Here is a 21,072-nt window from a genome sequence, read left to right as displayed (position 1 = left end):
ACGCACGGGCGGCGCGGGAGGGTGACGACGGCTCGTCAGTCCACGTGTACGGGCAGGGTGTCGACGCCGTAGACGATCGAGAGCCTTCGGAACTCCAGCTCGGCCGACGGCACGGCCAGCCGCAGCCCGGGGAAGCGCGCGACCAGCTGCGGGAAGGCGGCGCGCAGCTCCATCTTGCCGAGTTCGGCGCCTATGCACCGGTGGATGCCGTGGCCGAAGGCCAGGTGCGAGGGGGTGGGCGGGCGCGACGGGTCGAAGGCCTCCATGTCCTCCCCGAGGCGCGGGTCGCGGTCCGCGGCGCTGAGCGAGACGATCACGATGTCGCCGCTCGCGATCGGTACGCCGCCGACCTCGACGTCCTCGCGGGCGAAGCGCGGGAAGGCGGTCTGGACCACGGTCAGGTAGCGCAGCAGCTCCTCGACGAACGGGGCCGCGACGGCGGCCGGGTCCTCGGCCCGCTGCAGGGCGTCGAAGTGCTCGCGGTCCTGGAGCATGATGAGCGTACCGAGGGCCAGCATGCTGGCGGTGGTCTCCAGGCCCCCGGTCAGGACCCCGTCGGCGAGTCCGGCCAGCTCCTCGTCGGTGACCGCGTCACCGTGCTCGCGTATGAGCATGCCGAGCAGGCCGTCGCCCGGGTCGCGGCGCTGCGCGGCCACGACGCCGCGCAGGTACTCGAGGGACTGGGCGACGGCACCGAACGAGGCGGCGGTGCCGCCGACCACGTCGAAGCGGGCCACGGAGAACTCCTGGAACGCGTCGCGCTCCTCGTACGGTATGCCGAGCAGTTCGCAGATGACGAGGGCGGGGACGGGCATCGCGAAGTGCTCGACGAAGTCGGCCCGGCCGTCCGGGTCGGCCTGGGCCGCCTTCTCCAGCTGGGCGAGCTGCTCCTCGACGATGGCGTGGATGCGGGGCGTGAGCCGGTTCAGCCGGCGCATCGTGAACTCGGGCGTGAGCAGGCGGCGCAGCCGGGTGTGGTCCGGCGGGTCGCAGAAGCCGAGTCCTCCGGGGTTCTCGTCCGCCTCCGACGCGGCGGTGCCCACCAGGTGCCGGAAGTCGTTGCTGAACGCCCCCGCGTCGCCCAGGACCTGCTTCGCCTCCGCGTACCCCGACACCAGCCAGACCGTCGCTCCGGGTATCGGCAGCCGGCTGACCGGTTCGCGGTCGCGGAGCTCGCCGAGCGGTGCGACGGGATCGAGGCCGTCCCGGTGCAGCGGCATCAGCGCGGCGTCGGGGAGCCTCCTGAGCACGGACAGGTCGAGGCCGCCCTGCTTGCGCAGGCGCACCAGCAGGAGGCGGGTCAACCACGTTGTGGCCCAGGAGCGGAGGGACATGAGCATGAGTGGGGCTCGCATCGTCGAGATCGGAGGGTCGTGGCCGGCAAGGGCCGGTTACCGACGGGTGTAGGCGGAGCGTAGTCGGGGGGTGCGGGCTCGACCCGGCCGGGTCCACCTCCCGATCGTTCCGTTCGCCCGATCTCTTCTTTCATGCAGGTAATTCTTCGGCGCAGTCAGCGCAGCACCTCCGAAAGGGCCCGCCCGCCGACGCGCGGTGCACGCGCCGACGTGCGGTGCGCGCCCCGTCCCGGGCCCGCACGGCCGCCGGACCACCGCCGAGCCCCAGCGTTCGCACGCCCGTCGTCCGCTGCGCAGAATTGAGGGAGCCGACCGGGGCGCCGCACCCGAAGGGGGTCCGATGGCATCGCGCCTGCCGGGGGAGGAACCTGCCGCGGGAGCGGAGCGGTCGTGGAGCAGCCCGATCCGGTCCGAGGCGGGCTCGCTGCTGGAACAGGTCGCGGTCGCCGTCTTCGGCCTCGACGAAGACGACCGGGTCTGCTCGTGGGGGCCGGGCGCGCGGGAGCTCTTCGGACACCCCGCCCGCGACGTGCTGGGCCGCCCGTCGACCGTGCTCTTCCCCACCCCGGACCCCGGTGCGCCCGATCCCGGCGCCCTGCTCGCCGAGCGGGCCCGGACCCTCGGCTACTGGCGGGTCCGCATGCCCGCCCTGCACCGCGACGGCACGGTGTTCGACTGCGGCTTCCGCGGCTTCCCCGTCACCGGCACCGGCGGCTCCGACGTCATGGTGCTGGCCAGCAACGGGGTGGACCTCGACCGCGTCAAGACGAACCTGTCCTTCCTCGACTCCCTCTTCGAGAGCTGCCCCATCGGGCTGGCGATGCTCGACGAGGAGCTGCGGTACGTCCATCTCAACCAGGCCCTGGCCGACATGGACGGCGTACCGCTGGCCGAGCACTTCGGCCGGCGCGTGGACGAGGTCACCCCGGTCCACGACCGGGGCGCGTACCTGAGGATGCTGCGCCGGGTCGCGGCCGGCGGACCGCCGGTGGTCGGCGCCCTCGTCGCCGTGCGCACCGCCGGGGACGTCGAGCAGGTGCGCTCGGTCAGCTTCTTCCCGCTCAGCGGGGCCGGGGACTCCCGGCGCGGCTGCGGCGGGGTGCTGCTGGACGTCACGGACCGCGAGCGGGCCATCGTGGAGGCCGCGGCGGCGCGGCGGCGGCTCGAGCTGCTCGACCGCGCCTCGGCGCGCATCGGCACGACCCTCGACGTCCGGGTGACCGCCGGGGAGCTGGTCGGGGCGGTTGTGCCGGAGTTCTGCGACGGCTCGGTCGTGGAGCTCGTCCAGTGGGCAGACGAGGCGGTCCCGTTCGACCCGGCGCGGCCCCTGGTCACGCGCCGCATCGCCGCGCACACCGTACTGCCGCCACCCGCACCCGAGATGCTCGCCGAACTGGACACGGTGACCTATCCGCCCGCCTCCGCCATCCACGACATGCTGCGCACCGGCCGCCCGATCGCCGTGCAGGTGGACGCGGACTTCGCCGCCCGTACCGTGGTGCACAAGGAGCGGGCCGGGCGGCTCCTCCACAGCGGACTGGCGTCCCTCGTGATCGCCCCGCTCGTCGCCCGCGGCACGGTCCAGGGCATCACGATGTTCGGCCGCGGCACCGCCCGGCCCGCCTTCACCGAGGCCGACCTGCAGCTAGCGGGCGAGCTCGCCTCCCGGGCGGCGCTCTCCCTGGACAACGCCCTCCTCTACAGCCGGGTCCAGGACATCGCCCTCACGCTGCAGCGGGCCCTGCTGCCGAGCGCACCGGCCACCAGCCCGTACGTCGACGTCGCCCACCGCTACCTCCCCGGCGGCCGCGTCACCGAGGTCGGCGGCGACTGGTACGACGTGCTGTCCCTGGCCGGGGGCCGGATCGCGCTGGTCGTCGGGGACGTCATGGGCCACGGCGTGCCGGCCGCCGCGGCGATGGGGCGGCTGCACACCACGGCCAAGGCGGTCGCCCGCTACACCGAGCGGCCCGAGGAGGTACTCGCGGAGCTCGACGTGTGCGCGCGGGAGGCCGGAATCGAGCTCGCCACCTGCCTGTACCTCGTGTACGACCCGGACACGGGGCGGGCGCGCATCGGGAACGCCGGCCATCCGCCGCCGCTCGCGCGGCACCCGGACGGCTCGGTTCGCCCGCTCGGGGACGTGCTCGGCGTGCCGCTCGGCGTGGGGGGCGTACCGTTCCGGTCGACCGGGGTCGAGCTGCCCGAGGGGTCCGTCCTCGCCCTGTACACGGACGGGCTGGTCGAGGCCCGCGGCCGGGACCTCGACGTCGGGCTGGCCGGGCTGCACCGGGCGCTCTCGGAGGAGGCGGGCAGCGCGCGGGCGGGCTCGGCCGAGGGCCTGGAGGCGGCCGCCGACCGGATCCTGGCCCGCCTCCTGCCTGAAGCCCCCACCGACGACACGGTGTTGATGCTGGCCCGGGTGCACCGCACGGGCCGTGCCGGGGGCGGGGCGGCACGGGGCTGAGCGGGGCGGACCGGGGGTGGTCGGGCGCAGCGGGCGGTGGCTCGGGGGCGGCGGCGCATCGGGGACCTGGCGGTGTGTTCCGGCCGAGGGCCGGCGCAGTGGGGAGTACCGGGTCGTCGGGGTTCCGGGCATCATGCGCCTACCTCTTTCAGACGCTTCCTGCCCGTTTCGGGTCGAGGCGACGGCGGAACGTGGACACCTGTGATCGGCCCGTGTTCCCTGTTCGGGCCCCGGACCCGGGGCGCGGACGGACGACAGGAGTCGGGCATGGCGAGAACCGGGCGTCCCCAGGGCGCGATGAAGGGGGCCACCAGCGCGGCCAACGAACTGGCCGCCTTCCTCCTGGAGATGACCGACGGGCTCACCGTCCGCGAGCTCGCCGGCCGGTACGGGGGCGGCCGGACGCTGTGGAGCGAGTACCGGTCGGGGGCCCGGATCGTCCCCTTCGGCCGGCTCGGCACCGTCATCAGGGACCGGGTGCGCGACGCGCGGGGCAGGGACACCGTGCTGGAGCGGGCCCGTCGACTGCACGACGCAGCACTCGCGGCGGAGGCCGCGAGTGCGCCGGAGCCCAGCGTCGACGCGGCGTTGCGGCAGGCCGAGGCCGACCTCGCGGAGTCGGCGCGGCTGGTGAAGACCCTGCTGGCGGTCATCACCGTGCTCCACGACCGGACCGGCGCCGGGCAGCCGGCCGGACCGGTCCCGGACGGCGAGGTCCCGGTGGCTCCGAACGCTCCGGACGGGGGTGCTGCGGCGGGTCATGACGCCACGGCGCCGGCGGGCCCGCACGCCGGTGTTCGTGAGGACCCGGACTCCGGCACCGGCACCGGCTCCGACGCCGGGCGGCCGGCGGAGCCGGTGCCCGTCACCGTCGATCTGGCCGCCGCCGTGGGCGAGTTGGGGTCGGCGTGTGCGGTACGGGCGGCTGCCCGCGAGGCCCTCGCCCAGGCCCATCTGCGCGCCGCCGATCACGGGCACGACGCCGGCGCCGGTCCCGAACTCACCCTGGCCCTGGTCCGGGTGGGCAGCGAACTGGAGCTGCACCGCGAGGGCGTGCGGCGGTTGCACGCCGTGGCCCGGCGCGGGATCCGTACCGGGGACCGGGGTGCGGACCCGCTCGGGGACCGGGGCGCGGACCCGCTCGGGGACCGGGCGGGGGCGGCCGGCCACGGCCCGGTTCCGGACCGGTGGGACGGGCGGCAGGTGCCGGACGGCTGGGACGAGGAGGTGCTCGAGGGGGTCGTCCTGGAGCGCATGGACCACGCACCGGCCGCGGCGCCGCCCGCCGCCGTGGGCCGCGGCGGTCCGGCCGCGGAGCTCGCCCCCGTACACCCGGGCGGCGCCGTCGCGATATCCGGCGCCGGACGGCCGGGGGCCGACCGGCGGTCGACGGCACCGGTCGCCCTGCTCGCGGTGACCGGCGCCCTCCTGCTCGTCGCGGCCGCGCTCGGCGGAGCCCTGGTGGGCGGGCTGCTCACCGGGCGGGGCCAGTCGGCCGCGCCCGTGGCGACCGGCGGACCGGGGGTCGGATCCGGCGGCCCCGCACCGGGCACGCCGCCGCCGACCGCGACGGGTCCGTCGACCGTTCCCGGCCCGACGCCGACGGCCGCCGCCCCGACGACGGGCCGCCCGACCACCGGGGCCCTGCCTCCGACCCCGGCCGCACCGCGGTCGCCGGGGCCCGTACCGCCGTCCGGCGCCTCGACCCCGCCCCGGCCCAGCGCCTCCCCCAGCGCGTCCCCGTCCCCGACGCCGAGCCCGACGGACGGCACGCCCCCGCTGCCGACGGGCCCACTGCGGCTGACCAACGCCGCGAGTGACATGTGCCTGTCGGCGCCGCGCGGGAACGACGTACCGTCGGTCGGTGTCGTGCAGAACCACTGCGGAGCCGGTGCCGAGCAGTTCTGGCAGCTCACGCTGGAGGCGACGGGCCCTTCCGGACCGGTGTACGCGGTGCGCAACCGGCACAACGGCCTGTGCCTGTCCGTCGACGCCGCGAGCACGGCGGACGACGCCGTCGTCACCCAGTTCCTCTGCGGTGACGAGGGGGGTCTGTTCCGCGACCAGTTCTGGACCTTCCGCTACAGTCCGCGGTTCCGCGCCTGGCACCTGGCCAGCCGGAACAGCGGGAAGTGCGTGACCGTCCGCTCCGGGGGCGGGGAGTCGGAGCAGGCCCGCCAGGGCGGGTGCGTCGAGGAGCCCTGGGTGCTGTGGCGCGCCTGACCGGGCTCCCGACGACGCCGGCCGGCCCCGCTCCCACCCGATGGGGGCCGGGGCGGGGCCGACCGCTCCCGCGGTCCCCCGTTCGCGGAAGGCTAGGGGAGGTTGGTCACGCAGTGGGAGGCGATGTTGTCGTTGAGGGACGTACCGGAGCCCTGGCCGGTGCCCCAGTCGAACGGCCACTGGGTGAGGTCCGCGAGGTAGACGCCGTTGTACACGCCGCGGCGGGCCTTGCTGCAGTTCAGCCCCCAGTAGACGAAGATGTCGTCGTTGGCGCCCGGGTAGCGGTTGTTCCACAGCGAGCTCGCGCGGTTCCAGCAGTCGCCCCAGTTGGCGGCGTTGCCGGTCCACCAGCCGCACAGGTTCTGGAAGTTGACGTCGTACCAGGCGTAGACGTAGCCGTTGGGGTCCGCCACCTGCGGCGCCGGCCGGGCGGCCGCCGTCGCGGTGGTGGGGACGGAGGCCGGCGCGGCGGCCGCCTCCGCGGCGAGCGGCGTGGCGAGGAGCGCGGCCGTGGCCAGGGCGGTGGCGGCGGTGAGGGTCCGTAACGAACGCATGCTGGTTCTCCTGGTGTCGGAGGTCAGGGACTGGACTGTCGTTGCATGGGGTGGTGCGGTATCGGGGGTGGTCGGTGCGGCTCGGGTTCAGCCGGCCGCGACCACCGCGCGGGCCCGGGGCAGCGCGGCCGACTGGAGCCGGTACGCGTCGGCCACGTCGGCCCGGTACTGCCGGTGCAGCCGGAGCTCGTGCGTCCGGTGCAGCCGCTCGACGGTGCCGGCCAGCCCGGAGGACCGGGCGCAGACCGCCTCGTCGACGGCCAGCGGGAGCTCGGCGCCGCGTGGCAGGGGGAACGTGTCGCGGACGGCGGCGGGACCGGCGAACGCGTGTCCCCTGTCCCGCATGCACGCCGACCAGGGCTGCAGGGCCCGGGCGTAGTCCGGGTCGGCGGCCACGCGGTCGTCGGTGAGGGCGGTCAGGGAGGTGAGGGTGGACCGGGCCCGGAACCAGCGGGCCAGGTCCCCGTACAGCCGGCGGTCCGCATCGGACTGGCAGCCGTCCGCGCTCCGCCCGAGCCGGGCGCCGTCGGGGGTACGGACGGTGGGCCCGTCCGGGCGGGCCCCGTTCGCCGCGACCAGGGCCCGGGCCCGGCGGGCGGGGTCGAGACCGCGGAAGTAGCGCTGGTTGGGGTCGTCGCGGGCCAGGCGCTCGGCGGCGCGCCGCAGGTCACCGCCGTAGCCGTGCCGCCGGGCCCAGGCGACGTCGGTGACGACCAGCGGGAAGTCCCGGGCGTCGGCGAGCGGCCGGCGCGGTACGGGCCGGTACACGAAGCCCTCGGCCCGCATGCAGTCGCGCAACAGGAGCTCGCGGGCGTCGTGCAGCAGGTCCAGCTCGGCCTCGGTCGGCGGGCGGGGCGCCGGTGCCGCGGACCGGCGGGCGGGACCCGGGCGGTCGGGGACCGGCGCGGCGGTCGCGGTGGTTCCGGCCGGTCCGGGACGGAGGACTGCCGCTCCGGTACCGAGTACGGCGAGCGACAGCACGGCCGCCGGGACCACGTTGCGCAGTCGGGACAACGCTAACCTCCAGGGTCGGGCGTACGGGGGATTCGGGGCGATCGGCCGCGACCCGAGCGACGGGGCGCGCCTGCCGGGACGCGGGGCGTGGTCCGCGGCGCGGCCGCCACGGGGACCGGGGCAACCGCGGCGTGCGGCCGCCCCAGGGGGCCGGGGCGACGGGCCGTGCACCACTCTGGGGGGCGGTCTGGGCTGACCGTCCCCGCGGGGAGCGACGGCGCAGGTCAGGGCGTCGAGGTGGCCGGACAACCCCGGTTGTCCGCGGACAACCGGGGTCGGGGGGACGGTGCGGCAGCCCGGTCACGGCGTGAGCGCGGACCGTCCGTTCCCGGCTGACGCGCGCCGCTGGGCCCCGCCAGCAGCAGGTGCCCGATAATGATCAAGGCAGCGGTGGGGTGGAGCACGGCGGTGCGACGGCCGGTGAAGGGCCGGAGCGCGGCCACGTCGAGGTTGGGGGATCGCATGGAGTCGCCGGTTGCGCCGGATGCTGTCGGGGCGAGCGAGAGCACGTTCGACTGGTTCTGCGAGGCAGTGTCCACCGATGTGATGCCCGTATCGCTCAGCACACGCCATGCGGCCGACTTCCGGGCGAGCATCACGGACCTGGATCTCGGCGTGGTGCGGCTGTCCGTAGTGGCTTGCTCACCGGTGCTTTCGCGCCGCACCTTGTCCCATGTCCGGCGCGGCGATCCCGAGCACCTGCAGCTGGCGCTCGTCACCCGAGGGTCTTTGAGGATCTCCCAGCGACGCAACGAGTCGGTGGTCGCGGGGGGACTCGTGCTGACGGACACCTCACGGCCGAGTGAGGGGGCGTGCATAGGCGGGCAGATCGAGTCGGTGGTCATGCAGATCCCCCGTCAGGCCGTGGCGTTGCGCCCCGACCGTGTGGACCGCCTCCTCGCGACGGGCTTGGCCGCAGACACGGGGTCGGGGGCAGTCCTCGCCGACTTCCTGAGGACGCTGCTCGCGTACGGCCCGGACTGCCGCTCGGAGGAGCGGCGCGGGATGGGGTCCGTCGCACTCGACCTGGCCACCGCGTTCCTCGCCCGGCAGCTCGGTGACCCCGGCCAGGCGCCCACCGAGGCCCGTGCGCAGGAGACACTGCAGCGGATCCACCGCTTCATCGAGAACAACCTCGGCGACCCGGGCCTGACTCCCCAGATGATCGCCGATCGGCACAACATGTCCCTGCGGCGCCTCTACGTCCTCTTCGGCGACCAGCCCCTGACCATCGCGGCACACATCCGCCGAAGCCGGCTGGAGCGCGCCCACACCGACCTCGCGGGCGGGGAACTGAGCGGTCAGCCCGTCCAGGCGATCGCGGCTCGCTGGGGCTTCTCGAGCGCCACCGCCTTCAGCCGGGCGTTCCGCGAGGCCTACGGGATCACCCCGACCGAACACCGTGCGCTCTCCCAGGCCGCCCCACGGCACGCAGAGGACGGAATCCCTGCACGCCACGCACACCTGCGCGCGCTGCGCCCGCCTACATTCTCGTCCGGAGACACCGCCCCAAGAGAATGAGATGTCCATGACAGACAAAACAGCCACGTTCGTTCGCCGCGCCGTAGGGACGGTTGCGGCGGGTGCGTTCGTGACCCTGTGCCTCCCCGCGCCGCCCGCGTCCGCGAGCATCGGCAGCAACTGGCAGAGGCTCAGCAACCACAACAGCGTCAAGTGCCTCGAGGTCGCCGGGTGGAGCACCGCCAACGGTGGTGCGGTCGGGCAGTGGGACTGCCATCCGGGGAACAACCAGCTGTGGTGGTTCTGGGACAAGGGCGGTGCAGGAGACCTGCTGTACAACGGCCACAGCGGCAAGTGCCTCGAGGTCGCCGACTGGAGCCGCACGAACGGTGCCGCGGTACGGCAGTGGGACTGCCACGGAGGGGCCAGCCAGCAGTGGAACTGGATGGGTACCACTGTTGACGGGACCGACTACGTGGTCCTTCAGAACGTGCACAGCGGCAAGTGCCTCGAAATCGCGGACTGGCGTACGGACGACGGCGCTCCGGCCCGCCAATGGGACTGCCACTACGGGGGAAACCAGCTGTTCTTCGCTGCCGACGCGTCGTGACACCATGCTCCGGGCCGGCGCGGCCCACGCCGGGCGGCTCGTGCCCCTGGGCGGAGGAGCCGCGCTCACGCGCACGCCCAGGGGCCTCACCGTCGGAGCCCACGGTCAGAACGTTCCGCGCGGCGGCTTGAGGCTGCTGAACGCCGCCCCGGCGACCAGGACCGCGACGCCCGCCAGGAGGGCGGGCATGCTGGTTGCCGGGTGCAGGACGACGGCCCACGGCTGCGGTCCGCGGCCGCCGCTCCGCCACCCTCCGACGGCGAGGACCAGGGGTACGGCGGTGAGGAGCGGGGCGGCGATCCGGGCGCCGGCGAGGGGGTTGAGGACGAGCGCCAGGCCGAGGTAGAAGGCGGTGTTCCGGCCGATCGCCAGGGCCACGGGGTCGGCGCCCGCGACGTGTCCGAGGACGGCCATGTTCAGGGCGAGGGTTGCGCAGGCGGCGGCGAGGGCGGTGTCGAAGCGGTGCACGGCCCGCACGGCCACCGCTTCGGTGGCGTCCCGGGCGCGGCCGGTGGAGGCGAGCCACGCCACGGCGGGGACGACGGTGATCAGCGCGGCGAGGAGGAAGCGTCCGGCCCCGCCGACCATCGCGGGTACGGGGATGCGGCTCTGTCCGAACGCCATGCCCGCGCCGACCGTCACGGCGGTGACGGCGGCGAGGGTGGGGACGTTCCGGGATGCGGCCCACCAGTTCACCGGCCCGCCCCTTCGGGGTTCAGGGCCGGCCCCTGGTCGCAGCCGGTGAGCGCCGCCCGGTTCGTCTCGTACCAGGCGCGCTGCCGGTCGGACGGCAGCGCGAGGACCTTCTCGGTGAGTCTGGCGTCGTCGGGGGAGACGCGGCCCCGGACCGGCGCCGGGGGGGCTTGTTCGGCGATGGCGGTCAGCCAGGCGGTGAGCGGTCCCCGCGCGGGAAACGCCGGGTACCTGTGGCTGGTTCGGGCGCATTCGGGGATGCGGGGAAGGAGGGTGTGGGCGAGGTTGGCGGCGATGTCCTGCTCGCGGACCTGACCGCTGCCTCCGAAGCCGGCCTGCCCGGGCTTGAGGTCCCGGTTCTGGGTGAGGGAGGAGGGCACGGGGAGCCCGGCGCCCTTCAGGCGGCCGCTGTAGGTGCGGGTGATCGCCGCGATCCGGGCGCGTCCCGGGGTCTCGGGCCACAGGCACACCTCGGGGACGCCGGCGGTGTCGCAGACCAAGGCCTCGGGGTTCCGGTCGGCGACCGGCTCGTAGTCCATGTCGATGACCAGGAGCACCGAGGCCGCGGACGCGGCGACCAGGGCGGCCAGGGGCTTCCAGCGGCCGGCCCGGGCGATCGCGAGGAGGCATGCGGTGGTGATGCCGCCGGTGAACAGGAGCGGCGCCCACACGGCCACGGGGTCGATGACCGATCCGACCGAGCAGCAGCTGTCGTACGCGCCGGCGACCAGGTGGCGGGGCCACGGGGTGTCCCAGGATCCGGGGAACGCGGTCAGGCAGAACCCGGCGACCATGGCCAACGGTGCGGCCGCAAGCTGCGGAAGTCGGCCGCCCAGGAGGTGTCCGGCCAGCGTGGCGGCCGCCATCAGCAGCGCGTACACCGCGAACATGCCCAGGTGGGAAAGGGACGGGAGCGTTCCCGCGGCCGAGACCGCGACACCGACCGCGACGAGCATCCCGGCGACGCCCATGGCCCACACCGGGACCAGCAGCGGCAGCGCGACGGCGAGCCGGCCGCGGGCAGGGGTCTGCCCGAAGACGTTGCCCCGGCGCAGGCGTGCGCCCTCCCATGCTCCGCTCGCCGCGCAGGCGGCCGCGGCGAAGGGGATCGTGTAGGAGGCGCTGCCGAGGACGGACGGCCCGTATCCGGGAACGGCGGACGAGGTGATCGCCTCCGACAGGAGCAGCAGGACGTAGCCGGCCAGGAAGACGAGCATGGTTCCGGCCGAGGAGGACCGCAGGAGAGTGGAGACGCGCATCGGTCAGATCTCCCGTCCGACGAGCTTCACGTAGGCGGCTTCGGCCTGCCGGCGTCCGCCGGTGTCGGCCGGTGCCAGGGCGTGGAAGTCGGCGGGGTCGCCCTGGAAGCAGATCTCGCCGTGGGCGAGGACGGCCACGTGCGTGTACAGGTCCGCGAGGTCCTCGGTCTGGTGTGTGGAGACGATCACCTGCACGCTGCCGGCGAGGTCGTCGACGAGCTCACGGAACACCTGGCGCTGCGTGGGGTCGAGGCCGGCGGTCGGCTCGTCCATCAGGATCAGCCCACTGCGGTGGGTCAGCGCCCCCGCGATCCCCATGCGGCGGAGCTGCCCGCCGGACACCTGGTGGCTCCTGCGGTCCGCGAGACGGGTGAGGTCGACGCGGCGCAGCGCGTCCTCGGACGCCTTCCACGCGAGGGCCTTCGGCATGCCCTTGAGCCATCCCGCATAGGCGACCTGTTCCCGTACGGTCAGCCCGGGCATGGGGGTGATCTGCTGGGGGATCCACGCCACGCGCTCGCGGTAGGCGGCCAGATGGCGGCCCTTCGCGGTGCCTCCGTCGAAGGTGACCGACCCGGCGGAGGGGGACAGGTGGGAGGCGGCGAGGGCCATCAGCGTGGACTTGCCGGCTCCGTTCGGGCCGAGGAGGACCGTGGCCCGCGCATCGATCCGGAGACTGAACTCGCTGAAAACAGGCGTCTTGCGCCCGTACCGGAACGACACACGATCAAAAACCAGAGACATGGAGGAACGCGCAATCCGCCACCCCGCTGCCGGCGGGACGGCTGTGGTCGTGGGACAGTGGACGGGCGAGGGTCCCGGTGCTGAACCCACCGGGACCCTCCCCCTACGTGGTCAGCACGCGCACTACCAGGCGACCTTCACGTAGTCGACGGAGAGGTACGAGCCGCTGGACACGTCCGTCAGCTCGAAGTAGTAGTTGCCCCGCGAGTTGGGGTCGCCGTAGTCCACCCACCCGCAGTAGTTCCTCTTGTTCCCCTTGTCGCGGTCCGGAGCGCCGTCGACGACCTTCCACAGCCGGAGGTCGGCGAACCGGAACCCGTCACCGCCGTCCGTGACGCAGTCCGCGAAGTAGATGCCGGTGTAGTCCCAGGTGTCGTTGTTGTCCCACCAGCGACGCGACTCGTTGTCCACGTGCCACGAGCCGATGCTGGACTCGAACCACCCCTCTGCGGCGTGCGCCGGAATCACCGACACCGCACCCAGGAGCGCGGCACCGGCCACCGCCCCGGCCAACGACTTCGAACCGATCTTCACTTGATACCTCTTCCATGTGTCCGGCGCCGCCCCCAGCGGACGGCACCCTCGCGGATCGGAGACCCGACCCTGATCCGGCCGGCGGCTACCAGGCGACCTTGACGTAGTCGATCTCGATGTAGTCGCCGTTCCCGACGTCCACCAGCGAGAAGTAGTAGGTGCCCGCGTCGTCCGGATCGCCGTAGTCCACCCACCCGCAGTGGTTGTCCCGGGTGCCCTTGTTGCGGTCCGGGGCGTAGGAGACGTACTTCCACAGGCGCAGTGACGCGTAGTCGTAGCCCCGGTAGTCGTCGTCCGACCGGCATCCCGCGAAGTAGATGCCGGTGTAGTCCCAGGTGTCGTTGTTGTCCGACCAGCGGCGGGACTCCGTCGGAGCCGTCCACCACTTGATTTCCGACTCGAACTGGCCTTCCGCGGTGACGCCCGCGTTCGCCGGCGTGATGCCGCCGAAGCCGAGGAGCGCAACACCTGCCAGCAGGCCGGCCGCCTTCCTGCGCCGGGTACTCATCGGTTTCCCCTTTCCCTACTCGTCGGCCCTGCGTGAGGGCGTGCGGGAGGGAGGAGACGTGGTGCGGAGCCTCCCCCCGAGGCGACCTGAACGCTAACGGGAGTACGGAGGGACAAACCGGACCCTGCACGGAACATCGAACAACGCTGCACGGATCGCGCAGTTGTCTCCGTGCCCGGAAAGGTTTAATCGGGTGTCGGCCGGCCGGCAGCAGTACGTCAAGCACCGCGACCGGGGAAAACTCCCCTGACGCCAGGCCTGGTTCCGGCCCTGACGACCGACGCCCTCTCGACAGGGCTGACGCGGTCACACACCATTCGCCCGCTGCGGGCTGAAAGTCGACCTTCACTGGTCGCATGAGGGGATATTTCCGTGCACCTGAACATCGCCACGTCCGTCCGCCGCGTGCTGAGTGCCGCCGGCGGCGCGCTGCTCATCTCGCTGGCCCTGCCCTCAGCGCCGGCCACCGCCGCCGACCTGAACGAGTGGTACTTCCTCGCCAACTGGAAGAGCGCCAAGTGCCTGGAGGTGGGCGGCTGGTCCACCGACAACGGCGCCGGCGTCGACCAGTGGGACTGCCACGACGGCGACAACCAGAGGTGGAAGGGCATCCGCTACGGCGAGGGCCGGCTCATCGTCAACGCGCACAGCGGCAAGTGCCTGGAGGTCAAGGGCTGGTCCAAGGACAACGGGGCCCAGATCGACCAGTGGGACTGCCACGGCGGCGCCAACCAGCAGTGGAAGACGGAGGTCCTGGGCGAAGGCATCCTGCTCCTGACCAACGTGAACAGCGGCAAGTGCCTGGAGATCGGCGGCTGGCGCATCGACAACGGTGCCCCTGCCACGCAGTGGGACTGCCACCGGGGCGACAACCAGGTCTGGGCCTGATCCCGTCCGACACCCCGCCCTCCAGGAGAACACCATGCGATTCGAAACAGCCAAGAACCTCCGCCGCACCCTGGGAGCGGCCGGCGGCGCCCTGCTCGCCCTCCTCGCCCTCCCCGCCTCTCCCGCGGCCGCCCTCGACATGCCCTGGGGCACCGTGGTCAACCTCAACGGCAACAAGTGCCTGGAGGTGGGCGGCTGGTCCACCGACAACGGCGCCGCCGTCAACCAGTGGGACTGCCACGGCGGCGACAACCAGTTCTGGGAGGGCACCCCCTCCGGGAGCGGCTACCTCCTCCGCAACAGGAACAGCGGCAAGTGCCTTGAAGTCAAGGGCTGGTCCAAGGACAACGGTGCCGCCATCGGCCAGTGGGACTGCCACGGAGGCGCCAACCAGCAGTGGAAGGTGCGCCAGAGCACCTCCTACACGTTCGCCCTGATCAACGTGAACAGCGGCAAGTGCCTGGAGATCGCCGGCTGGAGTTACGACAACGGCGCCCCGGCCACCCAATGGGACTGCCACTGGGGTGAGAACCAGTGGTGGGTCTGACCACACCGCCGTCCTCCAAGGAGAACACCATGCGATCCAAGCCGGCCGGGAACCTCCGCCGCACCCTGGGTGCAGCCGTGGGCGCCCTGCTCGTCTCCCTCGCCCTGCCCACCTCTCCCGCGGCCGCCGTCGACCTGTCCCAGTGGCGTTGGCTGTCCAACCTCAACAGCAGCAAGTGCCTGGAGGTGGGCGGCTGGTCCACCGACAACGGCGCCGCCGTCAACCAGTGGGACTGCCACGCCGGTGCCAACCAGTACTGGGCGGGGACCCCCTCCGGCAGCGGCTACCTCATCTACAACAAGAACAGCGGCAAGTGCCTTGAAGTCAAGGGCTGGTCCAGGGCCAACGGGGCCGCCATCGGCCAGTGGGACTGCCACGGCGGCGCCAACCAGCAGTGGATGGTGCGCTTCGAAGGCTTCAGCGACACGGCGACCCTGGTCAACGTGAACAGCGGCAAGTGCCTGGAGATGGGTGACTGGCGCACCGACAACGGCGCGCCCGCCACCCAGTGGGACTGCCACGGCGGCCTGAACCAGGACTGGTACTAGTCCACACCCGACAGCCTCAAGGAGACCACCATGCGATTCACCACGCCCAAGAACCTCCGCCGCACCCTGGGAGCCGCCGGCGGCGCCCTGCTGATCACACTGGGCCTGCCCGCCTCGCCCGCATCGGCCGCGGTCGATCTGTCCCGGTGGAACCCGTTGTCCAACCGCAACAGCAGCAAGTGCCTCGAAGTGGGCGGCTGGTCCAAGGACAACGGAGCCGGCGTCAATCAGTGGGCCTGCCACATCGGCGACAACCAGCTGTGGATGGGCGTGCCCTACGGCTCCGGCCAGCTCATCTACAACAAGAACAGCGGCAAGTGCCTGGAGGTCAAGGGCTGGTCCAAGGACAACGGCGCCGCCATCGGCCAGTGGGACTGCCACGGAGGCGCCAACCAGCAGTGGAACGTCTACGAGGTGGGCGACCAGGACATGACCTCCGTCCTCGTCAACGTGAACAGCGGCAAGTGCCTGGAGATAGGCGGCTGGTCCAAGGACAACGGCGCCCCCGCCACCCAGTGGGACTGCCACTGGGGCAAGAACCAGACCTGGTACTGACCTGCGCCACCACCGGCGCCGGATCGCCGGTACGGCGACGTCAGGGGCGGGCGGTGAGGTCGGCGACCGTTGCGGCCACGACGCCGAACAGGTCGGCCACGGTGGTCAGCGCCGCCGTCCGGAGCGCGGCCGCGGACACGACGGTGCCGTCGGGGGCGGTGAGCGGCCGGGTGGCGGTGGCCTCGGCGACGACGGTGGGGCGGAAACCGAGGTTGAAGGCCCCCTGCGCGGTGAAGGCGACGCACATGTGGGTCATGAAGCCGGCGAGCACCAGGTCCTCGCCTGCACCCAGGTCGCGCAGGGTCTTCTCCAGGTCGGTGCCGTGGAAGGCGTTGGGCACCGCCTTGACGACCACCGGCTCCCCGTCGGCCGGGGCCACCTCGGCGCTGATGGCGCCGATCTCGGCGCGGATGTCGTACGGGGTGTCCGCGCCGCCGTCGTTGACGACGTGGACGACGCGGGCCCCGGCGGCACGGGCGGCGGCCAGCAGGCGGGCCCCGGCCGCCAGGGCCTCTTCGGCGCCTTCGAGGGCCATCACGCCGGTGCGGTAGGTGTTCTGGAAGTCGATCAGGACGACGGTGCTGTCGGCGAGCCGGGGGAGGCGGTCGTCGAGGCCGATGACGTCGCGCAGCGTCTTGGACGGGGACGGGGACGGGGGCGTGGACGTGAACTCGGGCGTGGACGGGGACGAGGACGTGGACGAGGACATGGGTAGGGAACTCCTGTTCGAGTGAAGTGAAGTGAAGTGATGCGGCGGGCTCCGCCGGGCGGCCCCGGAGGGACCGCACGCCGGCGCCCGCCCGGGGCGGACGAAACGGGTACGGGAGGGGGGAAGGCCTCAGCCCGTGGTGCGGAAGCGGCGCCGGTAGGCCGCCGGGGTGGTCCCGATCTGTTTGCGCAGCGCGCGGTGCAGGGTCTCCACCGAGCCCAGCCCGCTGTCCGCGGCCACCCGGTCCAGCGGCTCGTCGGTGCTCTCCAGCAGCCGGCGGACCGCCTCCACCCGGGCGGCCTCGACGTACGCCGCCGGCGTCGTGCCGGTCTCCTGGCGGAAGACCCGGGCGAAATGGCGCTCGCTCAGACACATCCGCGCCGCCAGCGCGGCCGCCGACAGGTCGTCGTCGAGGTGCTCGGCGATGAACACGCGCAGCTCGTCGATGTCCCTTCGGGCGGCCGGCGGCCGGCTCAGCGGGACCGAGAACTGGCTCTGTCCGCCCTGCCTCTTGAGGTACATGACCAGTTGCCGGGCCACGGCCAGCGCCACCTCCTCCCCCAGGTCGTCGGCGACCAGCGCCAGCGCGAGGTCCATGCAGGCGCTGATCCCGGCGCCGGTCCACACGTTGCCGGACCGTACGAAGATCGGGTCGGGGTCCACCGTCACCGCCGGGTGGTCGGCGGCCAGTTGGGCGGCGGTCGACCAGTGGGTGGTGGCCGTCCTGCCGTCCAGCAGCCCCGCGGCGGCCAGCAGGTGCGCGCCCACGCACACCGAGGCCACCCGGCGGGCCAGCGGCGCGACCCTCCCGAGCCACGCCACCACGTCCCGGTCGATCCGGGCGACCGGTCCGTCCGGGTGCACGTCCACCGCCCCCGGCACCAGCAGGGTGTCCATGACCCCGTCGACCTCGGCGAACGACAGGTCGGCGACGAGCCGCACCCCCGCCGAGGTGGTGACGGTCCCGGCCCCCGGTGCGGCCAGCAGCACCTCGTAGCCCGCCCGGCCGCCCGTCTCGCGGTCGGCCAGCGCGAACACCTCGGCCGGACCGGTGACGTCGAGGAGGTCGACATCGGGGAAGACCGCGATGACGACGCGGCGGGTGGTGGACGTGGTGGACATGCGCCCATCCTCGCCGCGCACCCCGCACGACCACAATGACGGGCTTCTGTCACATCCTGCCGCGGCGCACGTCCGGCCCGGGGCGACGGCCGGCGACAGCGGCCCCGCACCCCGGCGGGGGCACGGTCCTCCGCCGCGGGCCCGGCCCCCTGGCGGGGGCGCCGGGCGGTCGGGCACCATCGGTGTGCCCGGTCGGCACTCCGGGCCCCACCTGCACGCCCGTCCCATTCCGCACGGTGACCCGCAGGAGAGACACGCCATGAAGGTTCGCCCGGTCCTCAGCGCACTCGCCCTCGTCCTCGGCGCCCTTTTCGCCCCCGGTGTCGGCGTGCTCACGGGCGCGACGGACGCCCACGCCGCCACCAAGATCAGTCACGCCACCGCGACCTCGATGTTCCGGAGTTCGGGCATCACCTGGTCCTCGTCCGGCGGCTGCTCCGACCGCAACAACCCCACCTGTACCTCCTTCGAGCAGCTCAACCTCGCGACTGCCCAGGGCGCCCAGACCCTCAAGGGCGCGAGCGGCTGCGCCCTCAACATCACCGGCGGGACCGAGACCGGGCACGCGTCCGGCACGTACTCGCACTGGAACGGCTACAAGCTGGACTTCGCCAAGTACACGTGCATCGGCACCTACATCAAGAACACCTTCGCCTACGTCGGCCTGCGCGGCGACGGGGCACCCCAGTGGAAGTCCGGCGCCGGCAACCTGTACGCCGACGAGGGCAACCACTGGGACGTCACGTACTTCAACTGCGGCGGCTGCTGAACCCGACGTTCCCTCCCGGACGCCCACCGACCGCGCGGCGGGCGTCCGGGAGGCCGGACCGTTTAGCCCAGGGCTACATCGTTTGGCAGGGCGCGGTCGGTGGCGTGGACTTCGGGTATGAGCCGTCGACTCGTGCTGATCCTGGCCGTGACCTGCGCCGTGGCCGTGGGCAACCTCTACTTCCCGCAGGCCGTGGGCCCGCTCATCGCCACCGGCCTGGGCGTCTCCCCCGACACCGCCACCGTGGTGGTGACGGCCACCCAGATCGGCTACACGGCGGGCATGGTCTTCCTGGTGCCGCTCGGCGACCGGTTCCGGCACCGCACGCTGCTGGTCGTGCTGCTCGCCCTGGCCGGCCTGGCCCTGCTCGGCGCGGGCTGCGCCCCGTCGCTGCCGCCCCTGGTCGCGGCGAGCGTCCTGGTCGGACTCACCACGGTGGCCGCGCAGATCATCGGCCCGCTGGCGGCCGGGCTGGTGGCGCCCGAGCGCCGGGGCGCGGTGCTCGGCACGCTGTTGAGCGGCTCGACGGGCGGCATGCTGCTGGCCCGTGCGTTCAGCGGGACGCTGGGCGAGTGGCTGGGCTGGCGGGCACCCTACCTGGTGGCTGCGGCGGTCACCCTGGTACTGGCCGGGGTCATGGCGTACGCGGCGCCGGCCACCACCCCGGCCCCCGACGCCGCCCGCCTCCCGTACGTCCGCTTCCTGGCCGAACCCCTGCGCCTGCTGCGCACCGAGCCGGAGCTGCGCCGCTCCTGCCTGTACCAGGCCGCCGCGTTCGGCGGCTTCTCGGCGGCCTGGACCTGTGTGGCGCTGCTCCTGACCGGCCCCGAGTACGGGTACGGCACCTCGGCCGTCGGCGTCCTCGCCCTGGTCGGCGCCGCCACGATGCTGTGCACTCCGTACGCCGGACGCCTGGTGGACCGGTACGGCCCCGGCCCGGTGAACCTGGTGACGCTGCTCGGGATCCTCTCCGCGGCCGTGGTCCTCGCGGCCGGAGCCCTGGGCGGGACGGTCGGTCTCGTCGCCCTGACCGCGGGCATCCTGCTCCTGGACGTCGCCATGCAGTCCGGCGCGGTCGCCAACCAGTCGCGGATGTACGCCCTGCGCGCGGACGCCCGCAGCCGCCTGAACACGGCCTACATGACCTGTGCGTACTCGGGCGGCACCGTCGGCTCGTGGCTCGGCGTCCGGGCGTACGCCGCCTTCGGTTGGCCGGCCGTGTGCGCGCTGGTCGGCCTGCTCGCCGGCACCGCCCTGGTACGGCACCTGGTCCCGGCCGGACGGGACCGGGAGGCGGTCGGCGCCGGTCCGGCCGCCCCGGCGGCCGCCCCGAAGCAGGCGTCGGATGCGGCCGGGCACCGGCCGGCGTGACCGCGCACCGGGCCGACGGGGCGGCCGAGGGCCCGTCCCTCGCGGTCCAACCGCCGCGCCACCGCCGCAACTCCGTCCGCGCGGTGGAGAGTCGGCCGGGGGCGGCGTGATCTTCGCGCGCGGGGCCGGATAGGGTCGGCGCCTATCCGCCCGCACGTGATCGGGTACGGGCGGGGCAACGACCGCAGACGGGGGTTCGCGTGTCCGCCCAAGAGGAGTTCTCCGCCGCCTACGACGCCCTGCTCGCCCGCTGGCCGGACGGCACGCGCGAGCTGGACGTGCCCACGCCGTACGGCAGCACCCGCGTCCACGTCTACGGGCCGCCCGACGCGCCCCCGCTGGTCCTGCTGCACGGCGGCGGTGCCACCGGCACCGTCTGGTTCGGCAACGCCCGGGCGCTGGGGGCACGCCACCGCGTGCTGGCCGTCGACGTCCTCCGGGACGCCGGACGCAGCGTCCCGGCCGGCCGCCCGCTGGGCGGCCCCGCCGACCTGACGGCCTGGCTCGACGCCGTGCTCGACGGCCTGGGCGTCGCACGGGCGCACCTGCTGGGGCACTCGTACGGGGCCTGGCTCGCCGCCTCGTACGCCCTGCACGCGCCCGGCCGGGTGGACCGGCTCGTGCTGCTGGACCCGACGCAGTGCTTCGGGGGCTTCCGGGCCGGGTTCCTGCTGCGCTCGCTGCCGCTGCTGGCGCGGCCGACGCGGGCCCGCGCGCTGCGCTTCGTGGCACGGGAGACGGCGGGTACCCGCACCGACCCGCAGTGGCAGCGCCTGTACGCCCTGGCCGCCGAGGCCTTCGCCGGCCGGCGGCCGGTCACGGGGCGGCGGGTGGACCCGGCGGGGCTGCGGGCCCCGCTGCTGGTGCTGTTCGCCGAGCACAGCGCCGTGCACGACGCGGCGCGGATCGCCGTCCGCGCCCGGGCGGCCGTCCCGCACGCCCGGGTCGAGGTCCTGCCCGGCCTGACCCACTTCGCGCTCCCCACCGCGTTGCCCGAGCCCACGAACCGGCTGATCGCCGACTTCCTGGGCGGAGCGGGTGGCGGCCCGGCACCGAGGTGAGGTCCGGGGCCGCGGGGCTGCCGACCGGCCCCGGCCCGGCCGCCGCCGGGCAGTCGTGAGGGCACCGTCCGGACGCCGTC

21 protein-coding genes are annotated in these 21,072 nt (G+C 73.8%); 11 read left to right on the top strand and 10 right to left on the bottom strand.

Annotated elements, in window-relative coordinates; translation table 11 throughout:
• Window positions 1-35: 35 nt before the first annotated feature.
• Window positions 36-1,340: a cytochrome P450 gene (locus IF43_RS0127545; RefSeq protein WP_199922796.1), complete on the bottom strand. Its 1,305-nt coding sequence runs from the start codon at window positions 1,338-1,340 to the stop codon at window positions 36-38.
• A gap of 355 nt (window positions 1,341-1,695) precedes the next feature.
• Here IF43_RS0127545 and IF43_RS0127540 point away from each other — a divergent pair, with 355 nt between their 5' ends.
• Both IF43_RS0127540 and IF43_RS36970 read left to right on the top strand, forming a co-directional pair.
• Window positions 1,696-3,822 carry a SpoIIE family protein phosphatase gene (locus tag IF43_RS0127540; protein ID WP_030206299.1) on the top strand — a complete coding sequence of 709 codons (2,127 nt, stop codon included), beginning with the start codon at window positions 1,696-1,698 and terminating at the stop codon, window positions 3,820-3,822.
• A gap of 267 nt (window positions 3,823-4,089) precedes the next feature.
• Entirely contained in the window at window positions 4,090-6,045 is a 1,956-nt protein-coding gene (locus IF43_RS36970) for an RICIN domain-containing protein (protein ID WP_037890276.1), read from the top strand.
• 92 nt (window positions 6,046-6,137) lie between these two features.
• Here IF43_RS36970 and IF43_RS0127530 read toward each other — a convergent pair whose 3' ends face one another.
• Window positions 6,138-6,599: a hypothetical protein gene (locus IF43_RS0127530; RefSeq protein WP_030206297.1), complete on the bottom strand. Its 462-nt coding sequence runs from the start codon at window positions 6,597-6,599 to the stop codon at window positions 6,138-6,140.
• Between the two features lie 87 nt (window positions 6,600-6,686).
• Window positions 6,687-7,613 (bottom strand): hypothetical protein, encoded by a 927-nt coding sequence (locus IF43_RS36965; protein WP_051796270.1) that lies wholly within the window; start codon window positions 7,611-7,613, stop codon window positions 6,687-6,689.
• Window positions 7,614-7,988: 375 nt separating this feature from the next.
• Between IF43_RS36965 and IF43_RS0127520 the strand changes: the two genes are divergently transcribed.
• Both IF43_RS0127520 and IF43_RS0127515 read left to right on the top strand, forming a co-directional pair.
• On the top strand, window positions 7,989-9,134 hold the full coding sequence (locus IF43_RS0127520) for a helix-turn-helix domain-containing protein (protein WP_234332555.1): 1,146 nt from the start codon (window positions 7,989-7,991) through the stop codon (window positions 9,132-9,134).
• 7 nt (window positions 9,135-9,141) lie between these two features.
• Window positions 9,142-9,684, top strand: coding sequence for an RICIN domain-containing protein (locus IF43_RS0127515; RefSeq protein ID WP_158939517.1), 543 nt, complete (start codon window positions 9,142-9,144; stop codon window positions 9,682-9,684).
• A 105-nt stretch (window positions 9,685-9,789) separates the two neighbouring features.
• Here the strand turns inward: IF43_RS0127515 and IF43_RS0127510 are convergent, their stop codons facing one another.
• The 5 genes from IF43_RS0127510 to IF43_RS0127490 form a co-directional block, all read right to left on the bottom strand.
• Window positions 9,790-10,380, bottom strand: coding sequence for a hypothetical protein (locus IF43_RS0127510; protein ID WP_051796265.1), 591 nt, complete (start codon window positions 10,378-10,380; stop codon window positions 9,790-9,792).
• Window positions 10,377-11,636, bottom strand: coding sequence for a hypothetical protein (locus tag IF43_RS0127505; protein WP_030206285.1), 1,260 nt, complete (start codon window positions 11,634-11,636; stop codon window positions 10,377-10,379). Before IF43_RS0127505 ends, IF43_RS0127510 begins: the two co-directional genes overlap by 4 nt.
• A 3-nt stretch (window positions 11,637-11,639) precedes the next feature.
• The gene (locus IF43_RS0127500; RefSeq protein ID WP_030206284.1) at window positions 11,640-12,380 is read right to left on the bottom strand and encodes an ATP-binding cassette domain-containing protein; all 741 of its coding nucleotides are present in this window, start codon (window positions 12,378-12,380) and stop codon (window positions 11,640-11,642) included.
• Window positions 12,381-12,503: 123 nt separating this feature from the next.
• A complete protein-coding gene (locus IF43_RS0127495) occupies window positions 12,504-12,914 on the bottom strand; it encodes a hypothetical protein (protein WP_030206283.1) in 411 nt (136 codons plus the stop codon).
• Between the two features lie 85 nt (window positions 12,915-12,999).
• The gene (locus IF43_RS0127490; protein WP_030206281.1) at window positions 13,000-13,422 is read right to left on the bottom strand and encodes a hypothetical protein; all 423 of its coding nucleotides are present in this window, start codon (window positions 13,420-13,422) and stop codon (window positions 13,000-13,002) included.
• A 372-nt stretch (window positions 13,423-13,794) separates the two neighbouring features.
• On the opposite strand from IF43_RS0127490, the gene IF43_RS0127485 reads away from it, so the two are divergent.
• The 4 genes from IF43_RS0127485 to IF43_RS36960 are packed head-to-tail and all read left to right on the top strand — an operon-like array spanning window position 13,795 to window position 15,960.
• Complete coding sequence (locus tag IF43_RS0127485; protein WP_051796263.1) at window positions 13,795-14,310, top strand: RICIN domain-containing protein; 516 nt, start codon at window positions 13,795-13,797, stop codon at window positions 14,308-14,310.
• A 34-nt stretch (window positions 14,311-14,344) separates the two neighbouring features.
• Complete coding sequence (locus IF43_RS0127480) at window positions 14,345-14,857, top strand: RICIN domain-containing protein (protein ID WP_051796260.1); 513 nt, start codon at window positions 14,345-14,347, stop codon at window positions 14,855-14,857.
• 29 nt (window positions 14,858-14,886) lie between these two features.
• Entirely contained in the window at window positions 14,887-15,405 is a 519-nt protein-coding gene (locus IF43_RS0127475) for an RICIN domain-containing protein (RefSeq protein WP_051796257.1), read from the top strand.
• A 30-nt stretch (window positions 15,406-15,435) separates the two neighbouring features.
• Window positions 15,436-15,960 carry an RICIN domain-containing protein gene (locus IF43_RS36960; protein ID WP_051796255.1) on the top strand — a complete coding sequence of 175 codons (525 nt, stop codon included), beginning with the start codon at window positions 15,436-15,438 and terminating at the stop codon, window positions 15,958-15,960.
• A 40-nt stretch (window positions 15,961-16,000) separates the two neighbouring features.
• Here IF43_RS36960 and IF43_RS0127465 read toward each other — a convergent pair whose 3' ends face one another.
• Window positions 16,001-16,669, bottom strand: coding sequence for an isochorismatase family protein (locus IF43_RS0127465; protein ID WP_078910495.1), 669 nt, complete (start codon window positions 16,667-16,669; stop codon window positions 16,001-16,003).
• A 129-nt stretch (window positions 16,670-16,798) separates the two neighbouring features.
• Complete coding sequence (locus IF43_RS0127460; RefSeq protein WP_030206268.1) at window positions 16,799-17,791, bottom strand: GlxA family transcriptional regulator; 993 nt, start codon at window positions 17,789-17,791, stop codon at window positions 16,799-16,801.
• Window positions 17,792-18,050: 259 nt separating this feature from the next.
• Between IF43_RS0127460 and IF43_RS0127455 the strand changes: the two genes are divergently transcribed.
• From IF43_RS0127455 to IF43_RS0127445, 3 genes are all read left to right on the top strand, one after another.
• Window positions 18,051-18,560, top strand: a complete 510-nt coding sequence (locus IF43_RS0127455) for a hypothetical protein (RefSeq protein ID WP_030206265.1) — start codon at window positions 18,051-18,053, stop codon at window positions 18,558-18,560.
• A 117-nt stretch (window positions 18,561-18,677) separates the two neighbouring features.
• Window positions 18,678-19,931: an MFS transporter gene (locus IF43_RS0127450; RefSeq protein ID WP_030206264.1), complete on the top strand. Its 1,254-nt coding sequence runs from the start codon at window positions 18,678-18,680 to the stop codon at window positions 19,929-19,931.
• A gap of 200 nt (window positions 19,932-20,131) precedes the next feature.
• Window positions 20,132-20,992 carry an alpha/beta fold hydrolase gene (locus IF43_RS0127445; protein ID WP_030206260.1) on the top strand — a complete coding sequence of 287 codons (861 nt, stop codon included), beginning with the start codon at window positions 20,132-20,134 and terminating at the stop codon, window positions 20,990-20,992.
• The last annotated feature ends 80 nt before the right edge of the window (window positions 20,993-21,072 follow it).

Source organism: Streptomyces sp. NRRL S-87 (assembly GCF_000719335.1).
GTDB lineage: Bacteria > Actinomycetota > Actinomycetes > Streptomycetales > Streptomycetaceae > Streptomyces.
Note: the sequence above shows the minus strand (reverse complement) of the source record. Positions and strands in the feature narration are given on the sequence as shown.